Source organism: Pseudomonas sp. p50(2008) (assembly GCF_015351605.1).
Taxonomy (GTDB): Bacteria; Pseudomonadota; Gammaproteobacteria; order Pseudomonadales; family Pseudomonadaceae; genus Aquipseudomonas.
Genome location: NZ_JACMYF010000007.1, coordinates 201,439 through 218,350, shown reverse-complemented (window position 1 = coordinate 218,350; position 16,912 = coordinate 201,439). Strand labels below are relative to the sequence as shown.

The 16,912-nt window shown below is 59.0% G+C and carries 16 protein-coding genes; 7 read left to right on the top strand and 9 right to left on the bottom strand.

The genetic code is table 11. The features are described 5' to 3' along the window. The first annotated feature begins 3 nt into the window (after positions 1–3). A complete protein-coding gene (locus H7698_RS20680) occupies positions 4–315 on the top strand; it encodes a Nif3-like dinuclear metal center hexameric protein (protein ID WP_162438719.1) in 312 nt (103 codons plus the stop codon). Positions 316–510: 195 nt separating this feature from the next. Here the strand turns inward: H7698_RS20680 and H7698_RS20675 are convergent, their stop codons facing one another. Genes H7698_RS20675 through H7698_RS20665 form a run of 3 tightly spaced genes read right to left on the bottom strand, consistent with a single transcriptional unit; the run spans position 511 to position 3,667 of the window. Then, on the bottom strand, positions 511–1,332 hold the full coding sequence (locus tag H7698_RS20675) for a peptidoglycan DD-metalloendopeptidase family protein (RefSeq protein WP_162438720.1): 822 nt from the start codon (positions 1,330–1,332) through the stop codon (positions 511–513). Positions 1,333–1,335: 3 nt separating this feature from the next. Continuing rightward, positions 1,336–2,715 carry an exodeoxyribonuclease VII large subunit gene (xseA, locus tag H7698_RS20670; protein WP_194692762.1) on the bottom strand — a complete coding sequence of 460 codons (1,380 nt, stop codon included), beginning with the start codon at positions 2,713–2,715 and terminating at the stop codon, positions 1,336–1,338. A 55-nt stretch (positions 2,716–2,770) separates the two neighbouring features. Further along, on the bottom strand, positions 2,771–3,667 hold the full coding sequence (locus H7698_RS20665; RefSeq protein WP_194692672.1) for a LysR family transcriptional regulator: 897 nt from the start codon (positions 3,665–3,667) through the stop codon (positions 2,771–2,773). Between the two features lie 100 nt (positions 3,668–3,767). On the opposite strand from H7698_RS20665, the gene H7698_RS20660 reads away from it, so the two are divergent. The 4 genes from H7698_RS20660 (at position 3,768) to guaA (ending at position 8,640) form a co-directional block, all read left to right on the top strand. Further along, positions 3,768–4,535, top strand: coding sequence for a sulfite exporter TauE/SafE family protein (locus tag H7698_RS20660; protein WP_194692671.1), 768 nt, complete (start codon positions 3,768–3,770; stop codon positions 4,533–4,535). A gap of 190 nt (positions 4,536–4,725) precedes the next feature. Continuing rightward, entirely contained in the window at positions 4,726–5,274 is a 549-nt protein-coding gene (locus H7698_RS20655; RefSeq protein ID WP_162438723.1) for a sugar ABC transporter ATPase, read from the top strand. Positions 5,275–5,493: 219 nt separating this feature from the next. Continuing rightward, on the top strand, positions 5,494–6,963 hold the full coding sequence (gene guaB / locus H7698_RS20650; RefSeq protein WP_162438724.1) for an IMP dehydrogenase: 1,470 nt from the start codon (positions 5,494–5,496) through the stop codon (positions 6,961–6,963). A 99-nt stretch (positions 6,964–7,062) separates the two neighbouring features. Then, positions 7,063–8,640: a glutamine-hydrolyzing GMP synthase gene (guaA, locus tag H7698_RS20645; protein WP_162438725.1), complete on the top strand. Its 1,578-nt coding sequence runs from the start codon at positions 7,063–7,065 to the stop codon at positions 8,638–8,640. 159 nt (positions 8,641–8,799) lie between these two features. Here guaA and H7698_RS20640 read toward each other — a convergent pair whose 3' ends face one another. Further along, a complete protein-coding gene (locus tag H7698_RS20640) occupies positions 8,800–10,872 on the bottom strand; it encodes a TerD family protein (RefSeq protein ID WP_194692670.1) in 2,073 nt (690 codons plus the stop codon). 510 nt (positions 10,873–11,382) lie between these two features. Between H7698_RS20640 and H7698_RS20635 the strand changes: the two genes are divergently transcribed. Both H7698_RS20635 and tadA read left to right on the top strand, forming a co-directional pair. Further along, on the top strand, positions 11,383–12,759 hold the full coding sequence (locus H7698_RS20635; protein WP_194692669.1) for a multicopper oxidase family protein: 1,377 nt from the start codon (positions 11,383–11,385) through the stop codon (positions 12,757–12,759). Next, a complete protein-coding gene (tadA, locus tag H7698_RS20630) occupies positions 12,759–13,256 on the top strand; it encodes a tRNA adenosine(34) deaminase TadA (protein ID WP_194692668.1) in 498 nt (165 codons plus the stop codon). Before H7698_RS20635 ends, tadA begins: the two co-directional genes overlap by 1 nt. A 168-nt stretch (positions 13,257–13,424) precedes the next feature. Here the strand turns inward: tadA and cmoB are convergent, their stop codons facing one another. The 5 genes from cmoB to H7698_RS20605 form a co-directional block, all read right to left on the bottom strand. Beyond that, positions 13,425–14,381: a tRNA 5-methoxyuridine(34)/uridine 5-oxyacetic acid(34) synthase CmoB gene (cmoB, locus tag H7698_RS20625; protein WP_194692667.1), complete on the bottom strand. Its 957-nt coding sequence runs from the start codon at positions 14,379–14,381 to the stop codon at positions 13,425–13,427. Then, complete coding sequence (gene cmoA, locus H7698_RS20620) at positions 14,378–15,157, bottom strand: carboxy-S-adenosyl-L-methionine synthase CmoA (RefSeq protein WP_178114314.1); 780 nt, start codon at positions 15,155–15,157, stop codon at positions 14,378–14,380. Before cmoA ends, cmoB begins: the two co-directional genes overlap by 4 nt. 122 nt (positions 15,158–15,279) lie before the next feature. Then, positions 15,280–15,915: a lysoplasmalogenase gene (locus H7698_RS20615; protein WP_194692666.1), complete on the bottom strand. Its 636-nt coding sequence runs from the start codon at positions 15,913–15,915 to the stop codon at positions 15,280–15,282. Between the two features lies 1 nt (position 15,916). Further along, the gene (locus H7698_RS20610; RefSeq protein ID WP_194692665.1) at positions 15,917–16,309 is read right to left on the bottom strand and encodes a protease inhibitor I42 family protein; all 393 of its coding nucleotides are present in this window, start codon (positions 16,307–16,309) and stop codon (positions 15,917–15,919) included. A gap of 130 nt (positions 16,310–16,439) precedes the next feature. Continuing rightward, positions 16,440–16,892 (bottom strand): hypothetical protein, encoded by a 453-nt coding sequence (locus tag H7698_RS20605; RefSeq protein ID WP_194692664.1) that lies wholly within the window; start codon positions 16,890–16,892, stop codon positions 16,440–16,442. Positions 16,893–16,912 lie beyond the last annotated feature (20 nt).

The window sequence follows — 16,912 nt, the reverse complement described above, 5'->3', positions numbered from 1 at the left end:
GTCGTGTACAAGCTCGCTTTCTTCGTCCCGGCCAGTCATGTCGAGTTGGTCAAGAGCGCTGTATTCGCTGCCGGTGGCGGGCGAATCGGCGCTTACGACCACTGTTCATGGCAGGTGTTGGGCCTGGGCCAGTTTCGCCCGTTGGACGGCAGTCAGCCGTTCATTGGGCAGGGTGGCCAGGTCGAACAGGTCGAGGAGTGGAAGGTTGAGCTGGTGGTGGCGGATGAGTTGATCGTGGCCGTAGTGGCTGCGTTGAAACTCAGCCATCCCTATGAAACACCGGCTTACGAAGTGTGGCGGCTTGAGGATTTCTGATCGTCTGGACCGCTGATATGAGAAACCCGCTGAAGCGTTTTCAGCGGGTTTTTTATTGTCCGGAGTTTGATGAGTGGGTGGAGATTTAAACCGTGGGAGCTGGCCTGCCAGCGATGGCAACCTGAAAGCCGAGGGCGGGTGGATCAAGATCAAAAGCCAGATCAAAAACCGTCGCTGAATTTTGCCGAATTTGATTCAAGGCTGAAACGCCCCAATAAATATCGCCGGATCAACCCGCGCATCATTCAGGCTGATGTTCCAGTGCATGTGCGGCCCGGTTGCACGGCCGGTTGCACCGACCTTGCCGACTACACCACCCCGGGCCATTTGCTGGCCGACTTTCACGTCAATCTTCGACATGTGGCAGAACATGCTGATGAACCCTTGGCCGTGGTCGACGAATACCGTGTTGCCATTGAAGAAGTAGTTGCCGATCAGAATCACCTTGCCCGCCGCCGGCGTCTTGATCGGTGTGCCGGCAGGTACGGCGAAATCCAGGCCGGCGTGAGGATTGCGTTCTTCGCCGTTGAAGAAACGACGTACGCCGAACTTGCTCGACAGTGGGCCGTTGACCGGTTTGTCCAGCAACAGGTTGCTCGGCGTGTTCGGGCTGAAGCTGCGGTAGGCCTGGATTTGCTCGGCCAGTTCGCCCTCGATGCGTTTCAGGTTTGCCGGGTTCGGATTGACCTGCTGGGTATTTTTCAGGGTGATGTGCTGTTCCGGGTATTTCTTGTTGCCGACGATGAAGGGCAGGTTGCGGCCGCCGCTGGTGACCTGCTGCGTGCCCGGTTTGACGGTCAACGGCACGCCGACGATGGCCAGCCAGTTGTTCTGTTCCTTGACCACCAGAACCGGCTTGCCCTGGTAGCTGGCTTTCGGCGCCTGGGCGGATGCGCCCAGATCAACCACCGCCACGCCGCCCGGTACCGGCTTGTTCAGCAGGCGGGTGATGTAGCTGTCAGCGTGGGCGTTGAAGGTCAGGCACAGCAGAAACAGCGAAGCTAAGAAACGCGGCATGGATCAATCCAGTAAAGAAAGGGTGACAGGCGTCAGGTGATTATCTTCGACCCGAACGTGCAACTCGCCTTCGCCAAGCTTGGCTTTCAGGCGCTGGCCGGTGTGCGTCTGGGCGGCGTTACGAATCGCGTTGCCGCGTTCATCCAGCAGAATGCTGTAGCCGCGGCCAAGGGTCGCCAGCGGACTGACCACATGCAGTGTCTGCATCTGGCTTTGCAGCTGCAGACGCCGGCCTTTAAGGCCTTCACGCATGGCACGGGGCAGGCGTTCGGCAAGGCTGTCGAGGCGCTGGCGCAACATCGCCAGTTGCCGGCCCGGATGCTGGCCGGCAAGGCGTGTTTCCAGGCGGATCAACCGCTCGCGACGGGTATTAAGGTTGCGTTCGAACGCGCGGCGCATGCGCATGTCCAGGTCGTCCAGGCGTTGCGCTTGCTGACGCAGGCGTTCGCCGGGATGACGCAGACGACGTGACATGCCTTCCAGGCGCAGACGGTCGCGCATCAGACGATCGCGAATACGCATTACCAGACGTCGATGCAGGCTTTCGACCCGACGAACCAGATCGCTGGAATCCGGTGCCAGCAGCTCGGCGGCGGCGGACGGCGTTGGTGCGCGCACGTCGGCGACGAAGTCACTGATCGACACGTCGGTTTCATGCCCGACGGCGCTGACAATCGGCGTCACGCAGGCGTCCACGGCACGGGCTACGGCCTCTTCGTTGAAACACCAGAGGTCTTCCAGCGAACCACCGCCGCGAGCCAGGATCAACGCGTCGAAGCCGCGAGCATCGGCCAGCTTCAGCGCACGAACAATCTGCGCGGTGGCTTCGCGACCCTGCACGGCGGTTGGAATCAGCGTCAGCTGTACCTGCGGAGCACGGCGTCTGAACACGCTAATAATGTCGCGAATGACTGCGCCGGTGGGCGAACTGATGATCCCGATGCGTTGCGGGTGCGCAGGCAGCGGCACTTTGCGTTCGGCACTGAACAGACCTTCGGCGCTGAGCTTTTCCTTCAAGGCATCGAAGGCCAGGCGCAGGGCGCCATCACCGGCCGGCTCCACGGTATCGAGGATCAACTGATAGTCGCCACGCCCCTCGAACAGCGAAACCTTACCCCGAACCTTGACCGCCAGGCCGTCCTTCAGCGCCTGGCGAACCCGCGCGGCGTTCTGCCGAAACAGCGCGCAACGCACCTGGGCGCCGCTGTCCTTCAACGTGAAGTACACATGGCCGGACGCCGGACGGGCGAGGTTGGAGATTTCGCCTTCGACCCAGATGTTGCTGAACACGTCTTCAAGCAACACCCGCGCGCGGCCGTTGAGCTGGCTGACAGTCAGGACTTCACGGTCCAGGCCGAGTCTTGCAAAGGGATCTTTAATCATGGGGCGCATGATAAAGGCAATCTCCAACGGAATACACGATCCCCTGCGGCAGCTTCTACATAGGCGCGGTGAAATGTCGGATGAACTGTTCAATCAGCGCCGTCGGGCTCTGCCGGCAGGCGAGGGCCACGGTGCTCTGGCAATCCGGGTCAGCCAACGGCAGGAAGCGGATGTCGGGCGGTGCAATGTCTTGCATCGATTCCGGCAACAGGGCGATGCCGAATCCGGCCTGGATCAATTGCAGTTGCGTGGTTTTGCGCGACACCACTCTGGCGGCTTTGGGAAAGAAGCCCTGACGCATGCACAACTCAGCCGACAGGTAACTCAGCCCGCCGCGCTGGGGATGCGGGATCGAGATAAAGGCTTCGTCCTTCAGCAGGCCCAGATCGACGCCCTGTGCGTGGTTATCCACAGCCAGCCAATGCCTGGGTGGAACGGCCAGCAGCAAGCGTTCTTTATATAAAGGAATAATTTGCACCCCTTCACGTTGACGCAGCACGGGCAGGCGCAACAGCCCGACATCCAGACGGCCCTCGGCCAATTCTTCGAGTTGCGCCTCGGAAGAGAGTTTGACGATGTCCATGGACACCCCAGGCTGCTGATCCAGGTAGTCGATGATGCCACGCAGCAGGCGACCACTCATGGGAACGGTGCTGGAATGACTCAAGCGCAAAGTGCCCAGCTGGCCGTTGCCTACTTGAGTGGCCAATTCACTGGCCTTGTTCAACTCGGTCAGCAGGTTTTTTGCCCGCGGCAAGAACGCTTCGCCAGCCGCCGTCAGTCGGGGCTGGCGGGCGGTACGTTCGAATAGCGGCGTTTGCAGGCGACTTTCCATGTCCTTGATTTGCCGGCTAAGCGCCGACTGCGCCACGAACAGGCGCTCTGCTGCCGTGCTGAAACTTCCACATTCGGCGATCTCGACGAAGTACCGCAGTTGCCGGGTCGATAACACGAGGCATGCCTTTTTGAGATGAGTAAGCGACTTTTAAGATATTAGTCGCAACCCTCCTCGATAGCTAAAGTCATGACAGGTGTTCAAGGAAGGCGGGCAGATGAACGTGATTGAGTTGTTGAGCCAGTGGCCATTCGGCGCTACGGATTGGCTGGTGATCGGGCTGGGTATCGCCCTGGCGTACATCGTGTTTGGCATTGCCGGCTTCGGTACGGCGCTGGTGGCAGGGCCGATTCTGATTCTGTTCATGCCGCTGTCGAAGATCGTGCCGCTGCTGGTCTTGCTGGATTTCGTGGCGGCCTTTGGCAATTTGCTGCCTTCACGAAAGGGTGTGGCGAAACCCGAATTGCTGCGGCTGTTGCCCTGTATGGCAGTGGGGTGCACGTTGGGGGTGATCTTTCTGCTCAACCTTAAATCTGATCTGCTGCTGTTACTAATGGGTCTGTTCATCAGTGCCTATGCGGTCTATAGCTTGTGGGTCAAAAAACGGCCGGCGCAGTTGTCGGCCGGTTGGGCAGTGCGCATGGGCACGGTGGGCGGGATGTTCGGTGCGTTGTTTGGCAGTGGCGGCTTTTTATATGCGATCTATTTGAACAGTCGGCTGCCCAAGGAAGCGGCCCGCGCGACCCAAAGCGCGCTGATCAGCTGCAGCACGGTGGTGCGTTTGAGCCTGTTTGCCGTCGCAGGCGTGTATGCCGAGCTACCCTTGTTGGTACTGGCGCTGTGTCTGTTACCCGCGATGGCGTTAGGGCTATGGATCGGCCGGCGGCTGACCCTGCGATTGTCCCGCGAGGCATTCGTGCGGCTTGTGACCTGGTTGGTCCTGGCGAGTGGAATTGCCTTGATCGGGCGGTATTTGAGTACTTGACCTGTGCTTGTCAGGGATTAAGCTGCCGGCCGCAAACCCTGTAGGAGTGAGCCTGCTCCGGGCGGCGTTCCGACGATGGCGGTGGATCAGTCAATATTGATTTGCCTGATACACCGCCATCGTCGGAACGCCGCCCGGAGCAGGCTCACTCCTACAAGGGTGGATCATTCAGTATGAGCAGGCTTGCACCATGAATTCCCAAAGCATCATCGTCCCGAAAATTTCTACACTGCCGGTGCACGAACCCCGGGCGCGGGCGATCGTGCGCTGGCTGGTGCGCAAGAACATCATCAAGGAAGAACTGACCACCTGTGGCCGAACCGGCAATCGAATGGCCCATGCCATCGGCGACGGCGCTCGCGCGGTGGTGCTGCACCCGGAAGCACTGCCGTTTGGTGAACCGGTCAATGGCCTGGAGATCATCACCAAACGCTGCATTTACACCCCGGCCAAGGGTTTCCTGGAGGAGGCGGGCTGTGCCGAGTGCCGCAAGGAAATCGGCGAAGCGCTGTTCGAAAGCCTGGAAGAGTGGATGCCCGGACGTACCGACAACTTCACCTGCCCTGAATGCGGGCACGAGGACGACATCAACGGGTTTCTGTTTTTGCAGGAATGCGGGTTTTCCAACCTGGGGTTCATCTTCAACAACTGGGCCGAGGCCGGGTTCAAGCAGAGCTTTATCGACGAGTTTGCCGATTGGCTCGATCAGCCAGTCAGCTGGGTAAAAGTCGAGTTGTGAAGGGCCCGAATGGCCGGGTTATCGTCATTCTGTAGGAGCAAAGCTTGCTCGCGATGGCAGACTCGAAAACGCCATCGCGGGCAAGCCATGCTCCTACAGAGCGTGTTGTGAACCCCCCGTCGATCACTGCATCGATAATACCCAGAGTTTTACATTGAACCCGAGGGGGTGTCTGACTATAATGGCGCGCTTCCATTTTCCCGCTCGGGAGCCCCCGCGATGCTGCGTATCAGCCAAGAAGCTCTGACATTCGACGACATTCTCCTAGTGCCTGGTTATTCAGAGGTGCTTCCTAACGAAGTCAGTCTCAAGACCCGCCTAACCCGTGGCATCGAGCTGAATATTCCCCTGGTTTCTGCCGCCATGGACACCGTCACTGAAGCCCGTCTGGCAATTGCCATGGCTCAGGAAGGTGGCATCGGCATTATCCACAAGAACATGACCATCGAGCAGCAAGCTGCCGAAGTGCGCAAGGTCAAGCGTTACGAGGCCGGCGTGGTCAAGGACCCGATCACCATCGAGGCTGACGCCACGGTTCGTGAACTGTTCGAACTCACCCGCATGCACAACATCTCCGGCGTTCCGGTATTGCACAATGGCGACCTCGTCGGCATCGTGACTTCCCGTGACGTGCGTTTCGAAAATCGTCTGGAAGCTACTGTCCGCGAAGTGATGACGCCTAAAGAGCGCCTGGTCACTGTCAAGGAAGGTGCCGACAAGAACGACGTTCGCGAGCTGTTGCACAAGCACCGTATCGAACGTGTGTTGATCGTCGACGACAAATTCGCCCTCAAAGGCATGATGACCGTCAACGACATCGAAAAAGCCAAGGCTTACCCGCTGGCCAGCAAGGACGATCAAGGTCGTCTGCGCGTAGGTGCTGCAGTCGGTACCGGTAAAGACACCGGTGATCGTGTTGCTGCGCTGGTCAACGCCGGTGTTGACGTGGTGGTGGTCGACACCGCTCACGGTCACTCCAAGGGCGTGATCGACCGCGTTCGCTGGGTCAAGCAGAACTTCCCTGAAGTGCAGGTCATCGGCGGCAACATCGCCACCGGCGCTGCCGCCCTGGCCCTGGCCGAAGCGGGCGCTGACGCAGTCAAGGTCGGTATCGGCCCTGGCTCGATCTGCACCACCCGTATCGTCGCCGGTGTCGGCGTCCCGCAAATCAGTGCCATCGCTAACGTCGCTGCTGCCCTTGAAGGCACTGGCGTTCCGTTGATCGCCGACGGCGGCATCCGTTTCTCCGGTGACCTGTCCAAGGCCATCGTTGCCGGTGCTTCCTGCGTGATGATGGGCTCGATGTTCGCCGGTACTGAAGAAGCGCCAGGCGAGATCGAACTGTTCCAGGGCCGTTCGTACAAGGCTTACCGTGGCATGGGTTCACTGGGCGCCATGTCCCAGGCTCAAGGTTCCTCCGACCGCTACTTCCAGGACTCTTCGGCAGGCGCCGAGAAGCTGGTTCCGGAAGGCATTGAAGGGCGTGTTCCTTACAAGGGCACCCTGAGCGCCATCATCCATCAACTGATGGGCGGCCTGCGTTCCTCGATGGGTTACACCGGCAGTGCCGACATCGAAGAAATGCGCACCAAGCCTGAGTTCGTGCGGATCACCGGCGCTGGCATGGCCGAGTCCCATGTTCACGACGTGCAGATCACCAAAGAAGCGCCAAACTACCGCGTAGGTTGAGCCTTCCAGCAAAAAGTTAAGTAACCGGGGCTGTTTGATTCAGCCCCGAGTTGTTTCTGAATCACGACTGTTTCTGAATTATTTAGACGAGACTGAATCATGGCCCTCGACATTCACGCTCACCGCATCCTGATCCTCGATTTCGGTTCCCAGTACACCCAGCTGATTGCTCGCCGCGTGCGTGAAATCGGCGTGTATTGCGAACTGCATCCGTTCGACATGGATGAAGACGCGATTCGCGAATTCGCTCCAAAAGGCGTCATTCTCGCCGGCGGCCCGGAGTCCGTGCACGAAGCCAACAGCCCTCGCTGCCCGCAAGCGGTATTTGACCTTGGCGTACCGGTCTTCGGTATCTGCTACGGCATGCAGACCATGGCTGAACAGCTGGGTGGCAAGGTAGAAGGCTCCGAGTTGCGTGAGTTCGGTTACGCCCGTGTCGACGTCGTCGGCAAGAGCCGCCTGCTCGACGGCATCGAAGACCACATCGACGCTGACGGCCTGTTCGGCCTCGACGTGTGGATGAGCCACGGTGACAAAGTCACCAAAATGCCTCAGGACTTCCACATCCTCGCCAGCACCCCGAGCTGCCCGATTGCCGGCATGTTCGACGACGCTCGCGGCTACTACGGCGTGCAGTTCCACCCGGAAGTGACCCACACCAAACAGGGCGGTCGTATCCTGTCGCGCTTCATCCTCGACATCTGCGGCTGCGAAGCCCTGTGGACGCCTTCGAAAATTGCTGAAGACGCCATCGCCAACATTCGCGCCCAGGTCGGCACTGACAACGTACTGCTCGGCCTGTCCGGCGGCGTTGACTCCTCCGTGGTTGCGGCACTGCTGCACAAAGCCATTGGCGACCAACTGACCTGCGTCTTCGTCGACAACGGCCTGCTGCGTCTGCACGAAGGTGAGCAAGTGATGGCCATGTTCGCCGAGAACATGGGCGTCAAGGTGATCCGTGCCAACGCCGAAGATCAGTTCCTCGACAACCTGGCCGGCGAGTCCGATCCAGAGAAGAAACGCAAGATCATCGGCCGTACCTTCATCGACGTCTTCGATGCCCAGTCCAACAAACTGGACAACATCAAGTACCTCGCCCAAGGCACCATCTACCCGGACGTGATCGAGTCGGCTGGCGCCAAAAGCGGCAAGGCTCACGTCATCAAGTCGCACCACAACGTGGGTGGCCTGCCGGAAGAAATGAACCTCAAGCTGGTTGAACCCCTGCGCGAGCTGTTCAAGGACGAAGTCCGTCGTCTGGGCCTGGAACTCGGCCTGCCGTACGACATGGTCTACCGTCACCCGTTCCCGGGCCCGGGCCTTGGCGTTCGTATCCTCGGTGAAGTGAAGAAGGAATACGCCGACCTGCTGCGTCGCGCCGACCACATCTTCATCGAAGAACTGCGCAAAGCCGACTGGTACCACAAGGTCAGCCAGGCGTTCGTGGTATTCCAGCCAGTGAAATCGGTTGGCGTTGTGGGCGATGGTCGCCGTTACGCCTGGGTCGTGGCCCTGCGTGCCGTTGAAACCATCGACTTCATGACTGCGCGTTGGGCACACCTGCCTTACGAACTGCTGGAAACCGTCAGCGGCCGCATCATCAACGAAATCGAAGGCATTTCCCGCGTCACTTACGACGTGTCGAGCAAGCCGCCGGCGACGATTGAGTGGGAATGATGGGAATTCCGGCACCGACAAGCGTGTGTCGTTAGGTTCGGAGCAGGAAGGGGCTTAACTAATGCCAGTCAGTTACGCTGACTGGCATTTTTGTTTTGGGTGGAGAGCCCCGACGCAAGAGCTGCCGTTTTCAATGAGCGATAAAAGCTGGCGTAGGTATTAGAGAAACTGTGATCGAATCAAATCCGTATCGAATGGCGTTATTCCTTGATCAGGCGCAAACACCGCCTGTGCCTGTTGTGGCGAAGCCACCCGTTCGCCCCGTGCTCGAACATGTAAATCGAACAGCGTCTCCAAATCAGGCCGCGGTGTATGTACCAACGCCCGCAGCATCAACGATATCCCACTGAGGTTGTTCCCGACATTATTCCAGCGGGTTGATGAAGTGAGTCCAAGATCGGCCCAAATCATGCGCCGTTCCTGCAAGTCCATCACGAATGGCAGACAGATAACGGTGTCGGATGCTATATCGATACGGTCGAACACGGATCGAGGCTCGAATACCTCACCCGAAGCTGTGTCAGCGCGGGCCATCCAGCCTGCGAAGCACTCTGGAAGATCGCAGTACGGCTGCTCGGTGAATGAGTTAATAGACGTGACGACGTAGCGGATACCCTTCTTAACGAGAAGGTCAAGGTCGAGATCGATGAACTCCGAAGCCCCGTCGGGCGCGTCGACGATGTCTCCGCTGTGGTACCCGCCGAAACCTTTCAGGTTGTAGTACGCGACCGTTTCTATGAACACGAAGTTGACGTCGAAAAATGCGGCTGATAAGTCGATGTCCGTGCGTCCGCGACCGTTCTTCCACCACAAGAAAAGGCGAATGAAACGTGTGTCAGGCATAGGCAACCGACTGCCTCGCACCAGCGTTCGTAGCGACTTTGATGAGGCACGCTGCGCCAGCGGCACCCTGAAGTCGCGTAATGCTGGATCGATGAAACAGCGGCCTAACGGCGGCAGTGACGCAAAACGCTTTACGAGAGCGTCCTCGCAGATCCGAGCTGCACGAGCCAGCACGTCGGGGGTGAGGAGTTCGCGTCGATCCCTGATGCCATACACCTTGGCGAATGAACCTTTCGGTGTGAAGGCTCTTAGGGGAAGGGGGCGCGGAGCACGTACTTGAGCCAGCAACTGCAGCAGGACAGGTGAGGACACTTGTGTCGCAACAGCCTCGAAAGCGTTGAGAACCGACTCTGGTTCCGTCGCGCGCCGCAGGGTCGCGTCCAGCCGTCGCGCGAACTCGCCAGGACGGCTCTGTAGTATGGGTGTAAGTGTTGCTATGTGACGCTGGGCAAGCAATGTTTCGACACGTGATTCAAGTGAAGTTGACGCTTCGTTGCGACGCGCTGCCGTGATGGCGGCTAACGCTCGTGGATATTTGTCGGCGTAGTCGCCAGGATGCAGTACTTCAGCCAGGCGTTTCCAGCGCTCAGCATGTCGCATTACGTCTTCTGCAGCGTTGGGTATGTGGTCGAGTAGGCGCAACAGCAGGCGGCGCATCGAGCGCTTCATCGCTGTGAAACGTGTTGAAGCTGTCGTCAGCGACACGTCTCCTCCATTCAGCGCGACCGCAAGTCGTAGCACATCAGTCGCCGTTTCGACGTTTCGCTCCAGGAATGCATCCACCCGTGCATCGCTGGTGACATGCAGGATAAGTGCGCCGCCAAGCTGTGCACGGATCTCCCGGAACGGGACGGCCTCAGGTAGCAGACGGAACACATCGCTTTTGTAATTTCGGACAAACCAGACGACATCGGCAGTTTCCGCGTCGGAGAGCGAGGTGTGCGATGAAACCAGCGGTTCGAGCAGTGACTCGAACTCAGAGACGCTTCCCGGTTCGATAACGCGGGATATGAAGTTGCCTTCAAGCATCGCAGGCCGCAGGTGTTCAGTCGGTGGTAAACGTCGAAGCGTGAGGTAGTGAATGACGGCGTTAAAGTACAACTCTGCCTCTGAGGCCGTCAGAACTTGATCTGGAAAGTCAGGATAAAACGGCCGGTGGTGTACATGAGCGCCAGTCTCCCGCCGAAGCACTCCGACAATTTCTCGCAGCCAGTGCTTTAGTTCTGTCGCTGACAACATGCCGATTTGCTCAATCAGAGGCTCTGATAGTACGCATCGGAACGCCGCGACTTCCCGGACAGCCGACGCGACCTGAGCGCGCGTGGCACCGCCAGTGCCAATCGGTACGTGAACTTTGGTTCGGCGACGCAGGAACAGCTCCTGATTCATGCTTGATTTTCTCCTTGGCCGCCGTTGCGGACGAGCTGCAGCATCGTGTTTACAGCCGATATAAAAACGCCTGCAATAAGCAGGCGCGGTGTGGAGAGCGGAACCCCTAGGTCATAGGAGGTTTAGAAGGAAGGTGTTCCATAGCCACGGAGGCATTCTACGAAAGGTTGTTCAGGTTTGTCGGGTCTCAACGGTAACAAGCTGCTTCACCAGAAAAATAGGGGCTGATCAGCGGCAAGTCGCTCGTCCATTCTCCAGACGAGTAGTGGCGTCATTAGCTAAGTGCCTTCACGGGGTGGTGAAGTACCCATATTGTCCATCGTAGAGGTGGCATTGGGTTTTTTTTGCCACGCGCCGAATGTTCGATCAGCCCTCTTTTTGGAAAATACAGTAGACAAGCGCCACACGCTTATTCATCGAGTATTCCTTACTGTTTCTTATCTGCGGGTGTATCGTATTCGCCTTTTGCGGACCCACCAGTCCATCGCAGATGCAGAGGTAGTTGAGTTCATGTCCTTTACCCGTCGCCAAATCCTCGGTGGCCTGGCCGGTCTTGTAGTCGTTGGTGTCGGAGCGGGGGGCGCGTCGCGGTACTGGCTTGGCAAGATGGCCGACGCCAACGCGGGCCACGACTATGAGTTGATCGCCGCGCCCCTGGATGTCGAATTGGTGCCGGGCCACACAACCGAGGCCTGGGCGTTCGGTCCGTCGGCACCGGGTACCGAATTGCGGGTGCGCCAGGGCGAATGGCTGCGGGTACGATTCATCAACCACCTGCCGGTCGCGACCACCATTCACTGGCACGGCATCCGCCTGCCGCTGGAAATGGACGGCGTACCTTACGTCTCCCAGCTTCCCGTGTTGCCAGGCGAGTATTTCGACTACAAATTCCGTGTGCCCGATGCGGGCAGCTTTTGGTATCACCCCCATGTGAACAGCAGCGAAGAACTGGGGCGCGGTCTGGTCGGCCCACTGATCGTTGAAGAGCGCGATCCCACCGGATTCAAGTACGAGAAGACGTTGAGCCTCAAGAGCTGGCACGTCGATGAGGAAGGCGCGTTCGTCGCGTTCAGCATTCCTCGCGAAGCCGCGCGTGGCGGTACGGCGGGGCGTTTGTCGACCATCAACGGCGTCTCGCAGGCGGTAATCGACTTGCCGGCCGGACAGATCACCCGCGTGCGCCTGCTCAACCTCGACAACACCCTGACCTATCGCATCAACATTCCCGGTGTCGAAGCGCAGATCTACGCGCTGGACGGTAACCCCATCGAGCCGCGCCCCATGGGCAAGGAATACTGGCTCGGCCCCGGCATGCGTATCTGCCTGGCGATCAAGGCTCCGCCCGCTGGCGAAGCGTTGTCCCTGCGCAACGGCCCGGTGCGCCTGGGCACGTTCCGTTCGGTGGCCAATGCTGAAGCGCCGACTCAATGGCCGCCCGCTTTGCCCGCCAACCCCGTGGCCGAACCGGACCTGGCCAATGCCGAAAAACTCAACTTCAATTTCGAATGGGTGGGTTCGGTGTCGTTGAACGTCGACAACGGCAAACCGCCAAGCCTGTGGCAGATTAACGGCAAGGCCTGGGACATCACCGACAAGACCTGCGCCGATCGCCCGATTGCCAAGCTCGAGAAGGGCAAGAGCTACATTTTCGAATTGAAAAACATGACCCAGTACCAGCACCCGATACACCTGCACGGCATGAGCTTCAAGGTCATCGCCTCGAACCGGCACAAGGTCATTCCGTACTTCACCGACACCTACCTGCTGGGCAAGAACGAGCGGGCACAGGTGGCTTTGGTGGCGGATAACCCGGGCGTGTGGATGTTCCATTGCCATGTGATCGATCACATGGAAACCGGCCTCATGGCCGCCATCGAGGTGGCGTGATGCGTCAGATTCGTCCCGCCGCCATCATCGATCGCAGCCGTGACCGTGAATTCATGCGCGAAGCCCTGGCTCTGGCCGCACAGGGTGCCGCCCTGGGCGAAGTGCCGGTGGGGGCGGTGCTGGTGCAGGACGGTGAAATCATCGGTCGCGGCTTCAATTGCCCGATCAGTGGCCATGACCCCAGTGCCCACGCCGAGATGGTCGCCATCCGTGCGGCGGCGTTGGCCGCCAGCAACTATCGCCTGCCGGGCAGCACGCTTTATGTGACGCTCGAACCGTGCAGCATGTGCGCCGGGCTGATCGTGCATTCGCGGATTGCGCGTGTGGTGTATGGCGCCCTGGAACCCAAGGCCGGGATTGTGCAGAGTCAGGGGCAGTTTTTTACCCAAGGCTTTTTGAACCATCGGGTATTGTTTGAAGGCGGGGTGCTGGCGGAAGAGTGCGGTGCTGTGCTCAGCGAGTTCTTCAAGGCGCGTCGTGCAAAATCAACAGACTAAACACGAAACCAATGTGGGAGTGAACTGTGGCGAGGGGATTTATCCCCGTTGGACTGCGCAGCAGTCCCCTAAGCAAAAGCCTGGCGTCTGCTTCGCAGTCCAACGGGGATAAATCCCCTCGCCACAGTTCGCTCCCACAGGGGATCTTCATTGGCCGGGAGATCGAGGTTACTTACGGGCCACGATCACCGCACGCATCGGCGCCGGCAGCCCTTCGATCGTCTTGCTGTGATCATTCGGATCGAGGAAATCACTCAACGACTGGTACTTCATCCACTCTGTTCCGCGCTGTTCTTCGACGCTGGTGACGCTGACGTCCACACAACGAACATCCGTGAACCCGGCGCGGCGCAGCCATAGCATCAACGCGGGCACCGACGGCAGGAACCACACATTACGCATCTGTGCATAACGGTCTTCCGGCACCAGCACCTGCTGCTGATCGCCCTCGATCACCAGCGTTTCCAGCACCAGTTCCCCACCCTTGACCAGGCAGTCCTTCAGCGCGAGCAGATGCTCGATCGGTGAGCGGCGGTGGTAGAAAACGCCCATGGAAAACACGGTATCGAAACCTTCAAGGTTCGGTGGCAGGTCTTCAAGCGGGAACGGCAAGTGCCAGGCGTTGGGTTCGGACAGGTAACGTTGCACCGCCTGGAACTGGCAGAAGAACAGCCAGTTCGGGTCGACGCCGATCACGCTGTCGGCACCGGCACCGAGCATGCGCCACATGTAATAGCCGTTGCCGCAGCCGACATCGAGAATGCGTTTACCCTTCAGGTCCAGATGCGGCGCAACGCGCGACCACTTCCAGTCCGAACGCCATTCGGTATCGACATGCACGCCAAACAGGTCGAACGGCCCTTTGCGCCACGGCGATAACCCCATCAACGCAGTGCGCATCTGCACGCGGGTTTCATCGTCGCAGTCGGTGTCCAGCTTCAAGCCGTTGAGCAAGTCGACTTCACTGGGCTGGATCTTCGGCAGCGCATCCAGCGCGCTTTGCCAACGCTCCAGATCGCCATGACCCTTTTCCATTTTCTTGTCGAGCTGGGCTTGCAGTGTGCTGGCCCAATCGGCCAGTGGAGTACCGGCCAGACGGCGGGCGAGGGGGGACAGATCAATCATGGCAGGGCAATCAACGAGGCGAAGTTAAGACACTGGAACCACGGCACGACTTTCGAGAATCCGGCCGCCAACAAGCGCTCGCGGTGTTCTTCGAGGCTGTCGGGCTTCATGACGTTTTCGATGGCGCTGCGCTTCTGGGCGATTTCCAGTTCGCTGTAGCCGTTGGCGCGTTTGAAGGCGACATGCAGGTCGGTGAGCAGCGCGTGTTCTTCGAGGTCGTTGAAGCGCAGCTTTTCCGACAGAATCAATGCGCCGCCCGGTACCAACGATTGATGAATACGGCTGAGCAATGCCGTGCGCTGGTCCGGGGCAATGAATTGCAGGGTGAAGTTGAGCGCCACCACTGAGGCCGGCTGGAAGTCGAGGGCGAGAATGTCACCCTCGACTACCTCCACCGGCAGCAGCTCCTGGAACATCGAGTCTTGACCGTTAAGGTATTCACGGCAACGCTCGACCATGGCCGCAGAGTTATCCACAGCGATAACGCGACAGCCATCCGTGCGCACGTGACGGCGCAGGGCCTGGGTCACGGCGCCAAGAGACGAGCCCAGGTCGTAAAGCACGCTGTTGGGCTGGGCGAACTGCGCAGCCAGCACGCCGAGGTTTTCAACGATGGTCGGATAACCCGGCACCGAGCGTTTGATCATGTCCGGGAACACCCGCACCACGTCCTCATTGAAGGCGAAGTCGGGCACCTGGGCCAAAGGCTGGGCGAAAAGGCGATCGGGTTCTTTGCTCACGGCGGTTCCAGCGGTGTAGGTGGAAAAGGCCGGCATTTTAGCCAACTTGGGGCGGGGATGCGCGGGTTGTCTGACGGTGTGTTGTTGAATGACCGCGGCAACGGAATTTATTGTTGTTGATCGTCCCCACGCACCGCGTCAGAACGATCACACAGGGTTCAGCGCGGTCGCTGGCTGAACGCCGACGCCGCAATCCCCCATTGCCCCAACCAATAGCTGAGGATGATCACATAAGGCGCGGCCTCGAACGGCATGACAAAGCGACTGATCCCGATCACGCTGTCAGATAACACAAACGCCACTGCGCCCGCTGCCGCCAGCATCGCCGAGCGCTTGGACACATCGCTGCCGAGGCGGGCCAATGCGCGCCAGAGCATGGCGCTGATGGCCAGGCCATAGATGATCACTGGCACCAGCAGCGGTCCCAGTCCGTGAGAAATCAGAATCCCCAGCAGCACCGCGCCCACACCGAGTGCCAGGATCAACGGCACTACCGCCAGGCGCCGGCAGTCGCTCAAATAAGCTTTCAGATAGGCCAGATGCGCGACCAGGAAAGCTCCCAGGCCAAACACGAACAAGTCCCCAGGCCATGCCAGCAGCACATCGCCCAGCAGAGAGAACATCAATCCAAGGCTGATCCAGCGGCGATAGTCGCTGGGCGGTGCATCGTGCAGCCAGCCGAGCAAGGCCAGCACGGGCAGCGGTTTGACCAGCAAACACAGCAGCGTCGCGTGCACGCTCAGGCCATAGAGGAACGTCACGGCGCCCATCAGCGCGAGGATTAGCCAGCCCACGTCAGTTCACCGAAATCGCGCAGTCGAAGGTGTCCACCGGCAGCACTTCCGGTGCCCATGGCTGCTGAGAGGTCAGGCGCAAACGTCCGTTGCCGTTGGCGAATGCCTGGAAGCGCCAGGTCGAGATGCCGGCACTGCCGACGATCCCGGCGTCTTCCGGATTGCTGTACACCTCAGGGCTGAGCGCCCGCAATACGCCACCGGCTGAGTCCTGGATTGCCCAGCGATAACCCGTGGTCGGGTTACTCGGCAGGGTCAGGATCAGGTTTTGTCCGTTGCTCAATTTCACCGGACACTGGCTTTGTTTTTCCACGGTCACGTTCTGTTTGGGTTGCGTAGCACAAGCGGCCAGCAACAAGAGGGCGATGGGGACAAACAAGCGGGTGGGGGACATAAGGTCAGTGGCTCCGGCGTTCACGACGAACGGCGAGCATAACTGAAGATGAGACAAATTGTGACCAGAGCCGAGTGGAAGAGAATGCTAACGCGCCGGCCCTGGTCCATAAACGGTTTGGCTGTACAGATTAGGGTTTCATAGTGAATGAAAACTTGCCTTCGGATGTGAATGTCCGATTTTGTGGGTCCTTAAATACTACATTCAGTGTGCCGGAGTATTTTCCGTTTATAGCGTCAACGTACAAGTTAATGACACCCTCAACGGCCGGGTAGCGAATGGATTCCGGATACGATTCGACAAAGAGAATTTCGATCGATTTATCGGTTGATTTAAATGGGTGGATACCTGTTGTTATATTTCTCGGGAGATAAATTTCAAATTTACGTGCTTTGGGGGTGCCTGCATCGGCCGAGAAAAAAACAAACATAATCTGGGGGGATGAGCCCCAACTCACCCCTTCAGAGTTGAATGCGTCGCGATCCTGAAGGGTGGCGTTCAAGTAGTTTTGTTGGTCGCTCCGACGGACCTTAATGGTGTCATCGGTGGAAGGGGCTGCGAGATCTGGTTTTCGGGTGTCCATAAGTCTTGCTCTTTCAAGGA

Excerpts from the sequence above, each read along its gene's own strand:
- H7698_RS20675 (WP_162438720.1), bottom strand. The coding sequence starts at position 1,332 with ATGCCGCGTTTCTTAGCTTCGCTGTTTCTGCTGTGCCTGACCTTCAAC.
- xseA (WP_194692762.1), bottom strand. The coding sequence starts at position 2,715 with ATGATTAAAGATCCCTTTGCAAGACTCGGCCTGGACCGTGAAGTCCTG.
- H7698_RS20660 (WP_194692671.1), top strand. The coding sequence starts at position 3,768 with ATGAACGTGATTGAGTTGTTGAGCCAGTGGCCATTCGGCGCTACGGAT.
- H7698_RS20655 (WP_162438723.1), top strand. The coding sequence starts at position 4,726 with ATGAATTCCCAAAGCATCATCGTCCCGAAAATTTCTACACTGCCGGTG.
- guaB (WP_162438724.1), top strand. The coding sequence starts at position 5,494 with ATGCTGCGTATCAGCCAAGAAGCTCTGACATTCGACGACATTCTCCTA.
- guaA (WP_162438725.1), top strand. The coding sequence starts at position 7,063 with ATGGCCCTCGACATTCACGCTCACCGCATCCTGATCCTCGATTTCGGT.
- H7698_RS20640 (WP_194692670.1), bottom strand. The coding sequence starts at position 10,872 with ATGAATCAGGAGCTGTTCCTGCGTCGCCGAACCAAAGTTCACGTACCG.
- H7698_RS20635 (WP_194692669.1), top strand. The coding sequence starts at position 11,383 with ATGTCCTTTACCCGTCGCCAAATCCTCGGTGGCCTGGCCGGTCTTGTA.
- tadA (WP_194692668.1), top strand. The coding sequence starts at position 12,759 with ATGCGTCAGATTCGTCCCGCCGCCATCATCGATCGCAGCCGTGACCGT.
- cmoB (WP_194692667.1), bottom strand. The coding sequence starts at position 14,381 with ATGATTGATCTGTCCCCCCTCGCCCGCCGTCTGGCCGGTACTCCACTG.
- cmoA (WP_178114314.1), bottom strand. The coding sequence starts at position 15,157 with ATGCCGGCCTTTTCCACCTACACCGCTGGAACCGCCGTGAGCAAAGAA.
- H7698_RS20610 (WP_194692665.1), bottom strand. The coding sequence starts at position 16,309 with ATGTCCCCCACCCGCTTGTTTGTCCCCATCGCCCTCTTGTTGCTGGCC.
- H7698_RS20605 (WP_194692664.1), bottom strand. The coding sequence starts at position 16,892 with ATGGACACCCGAAAACCAGATCTCGCAGCCCCTTCCACCGATGACACC.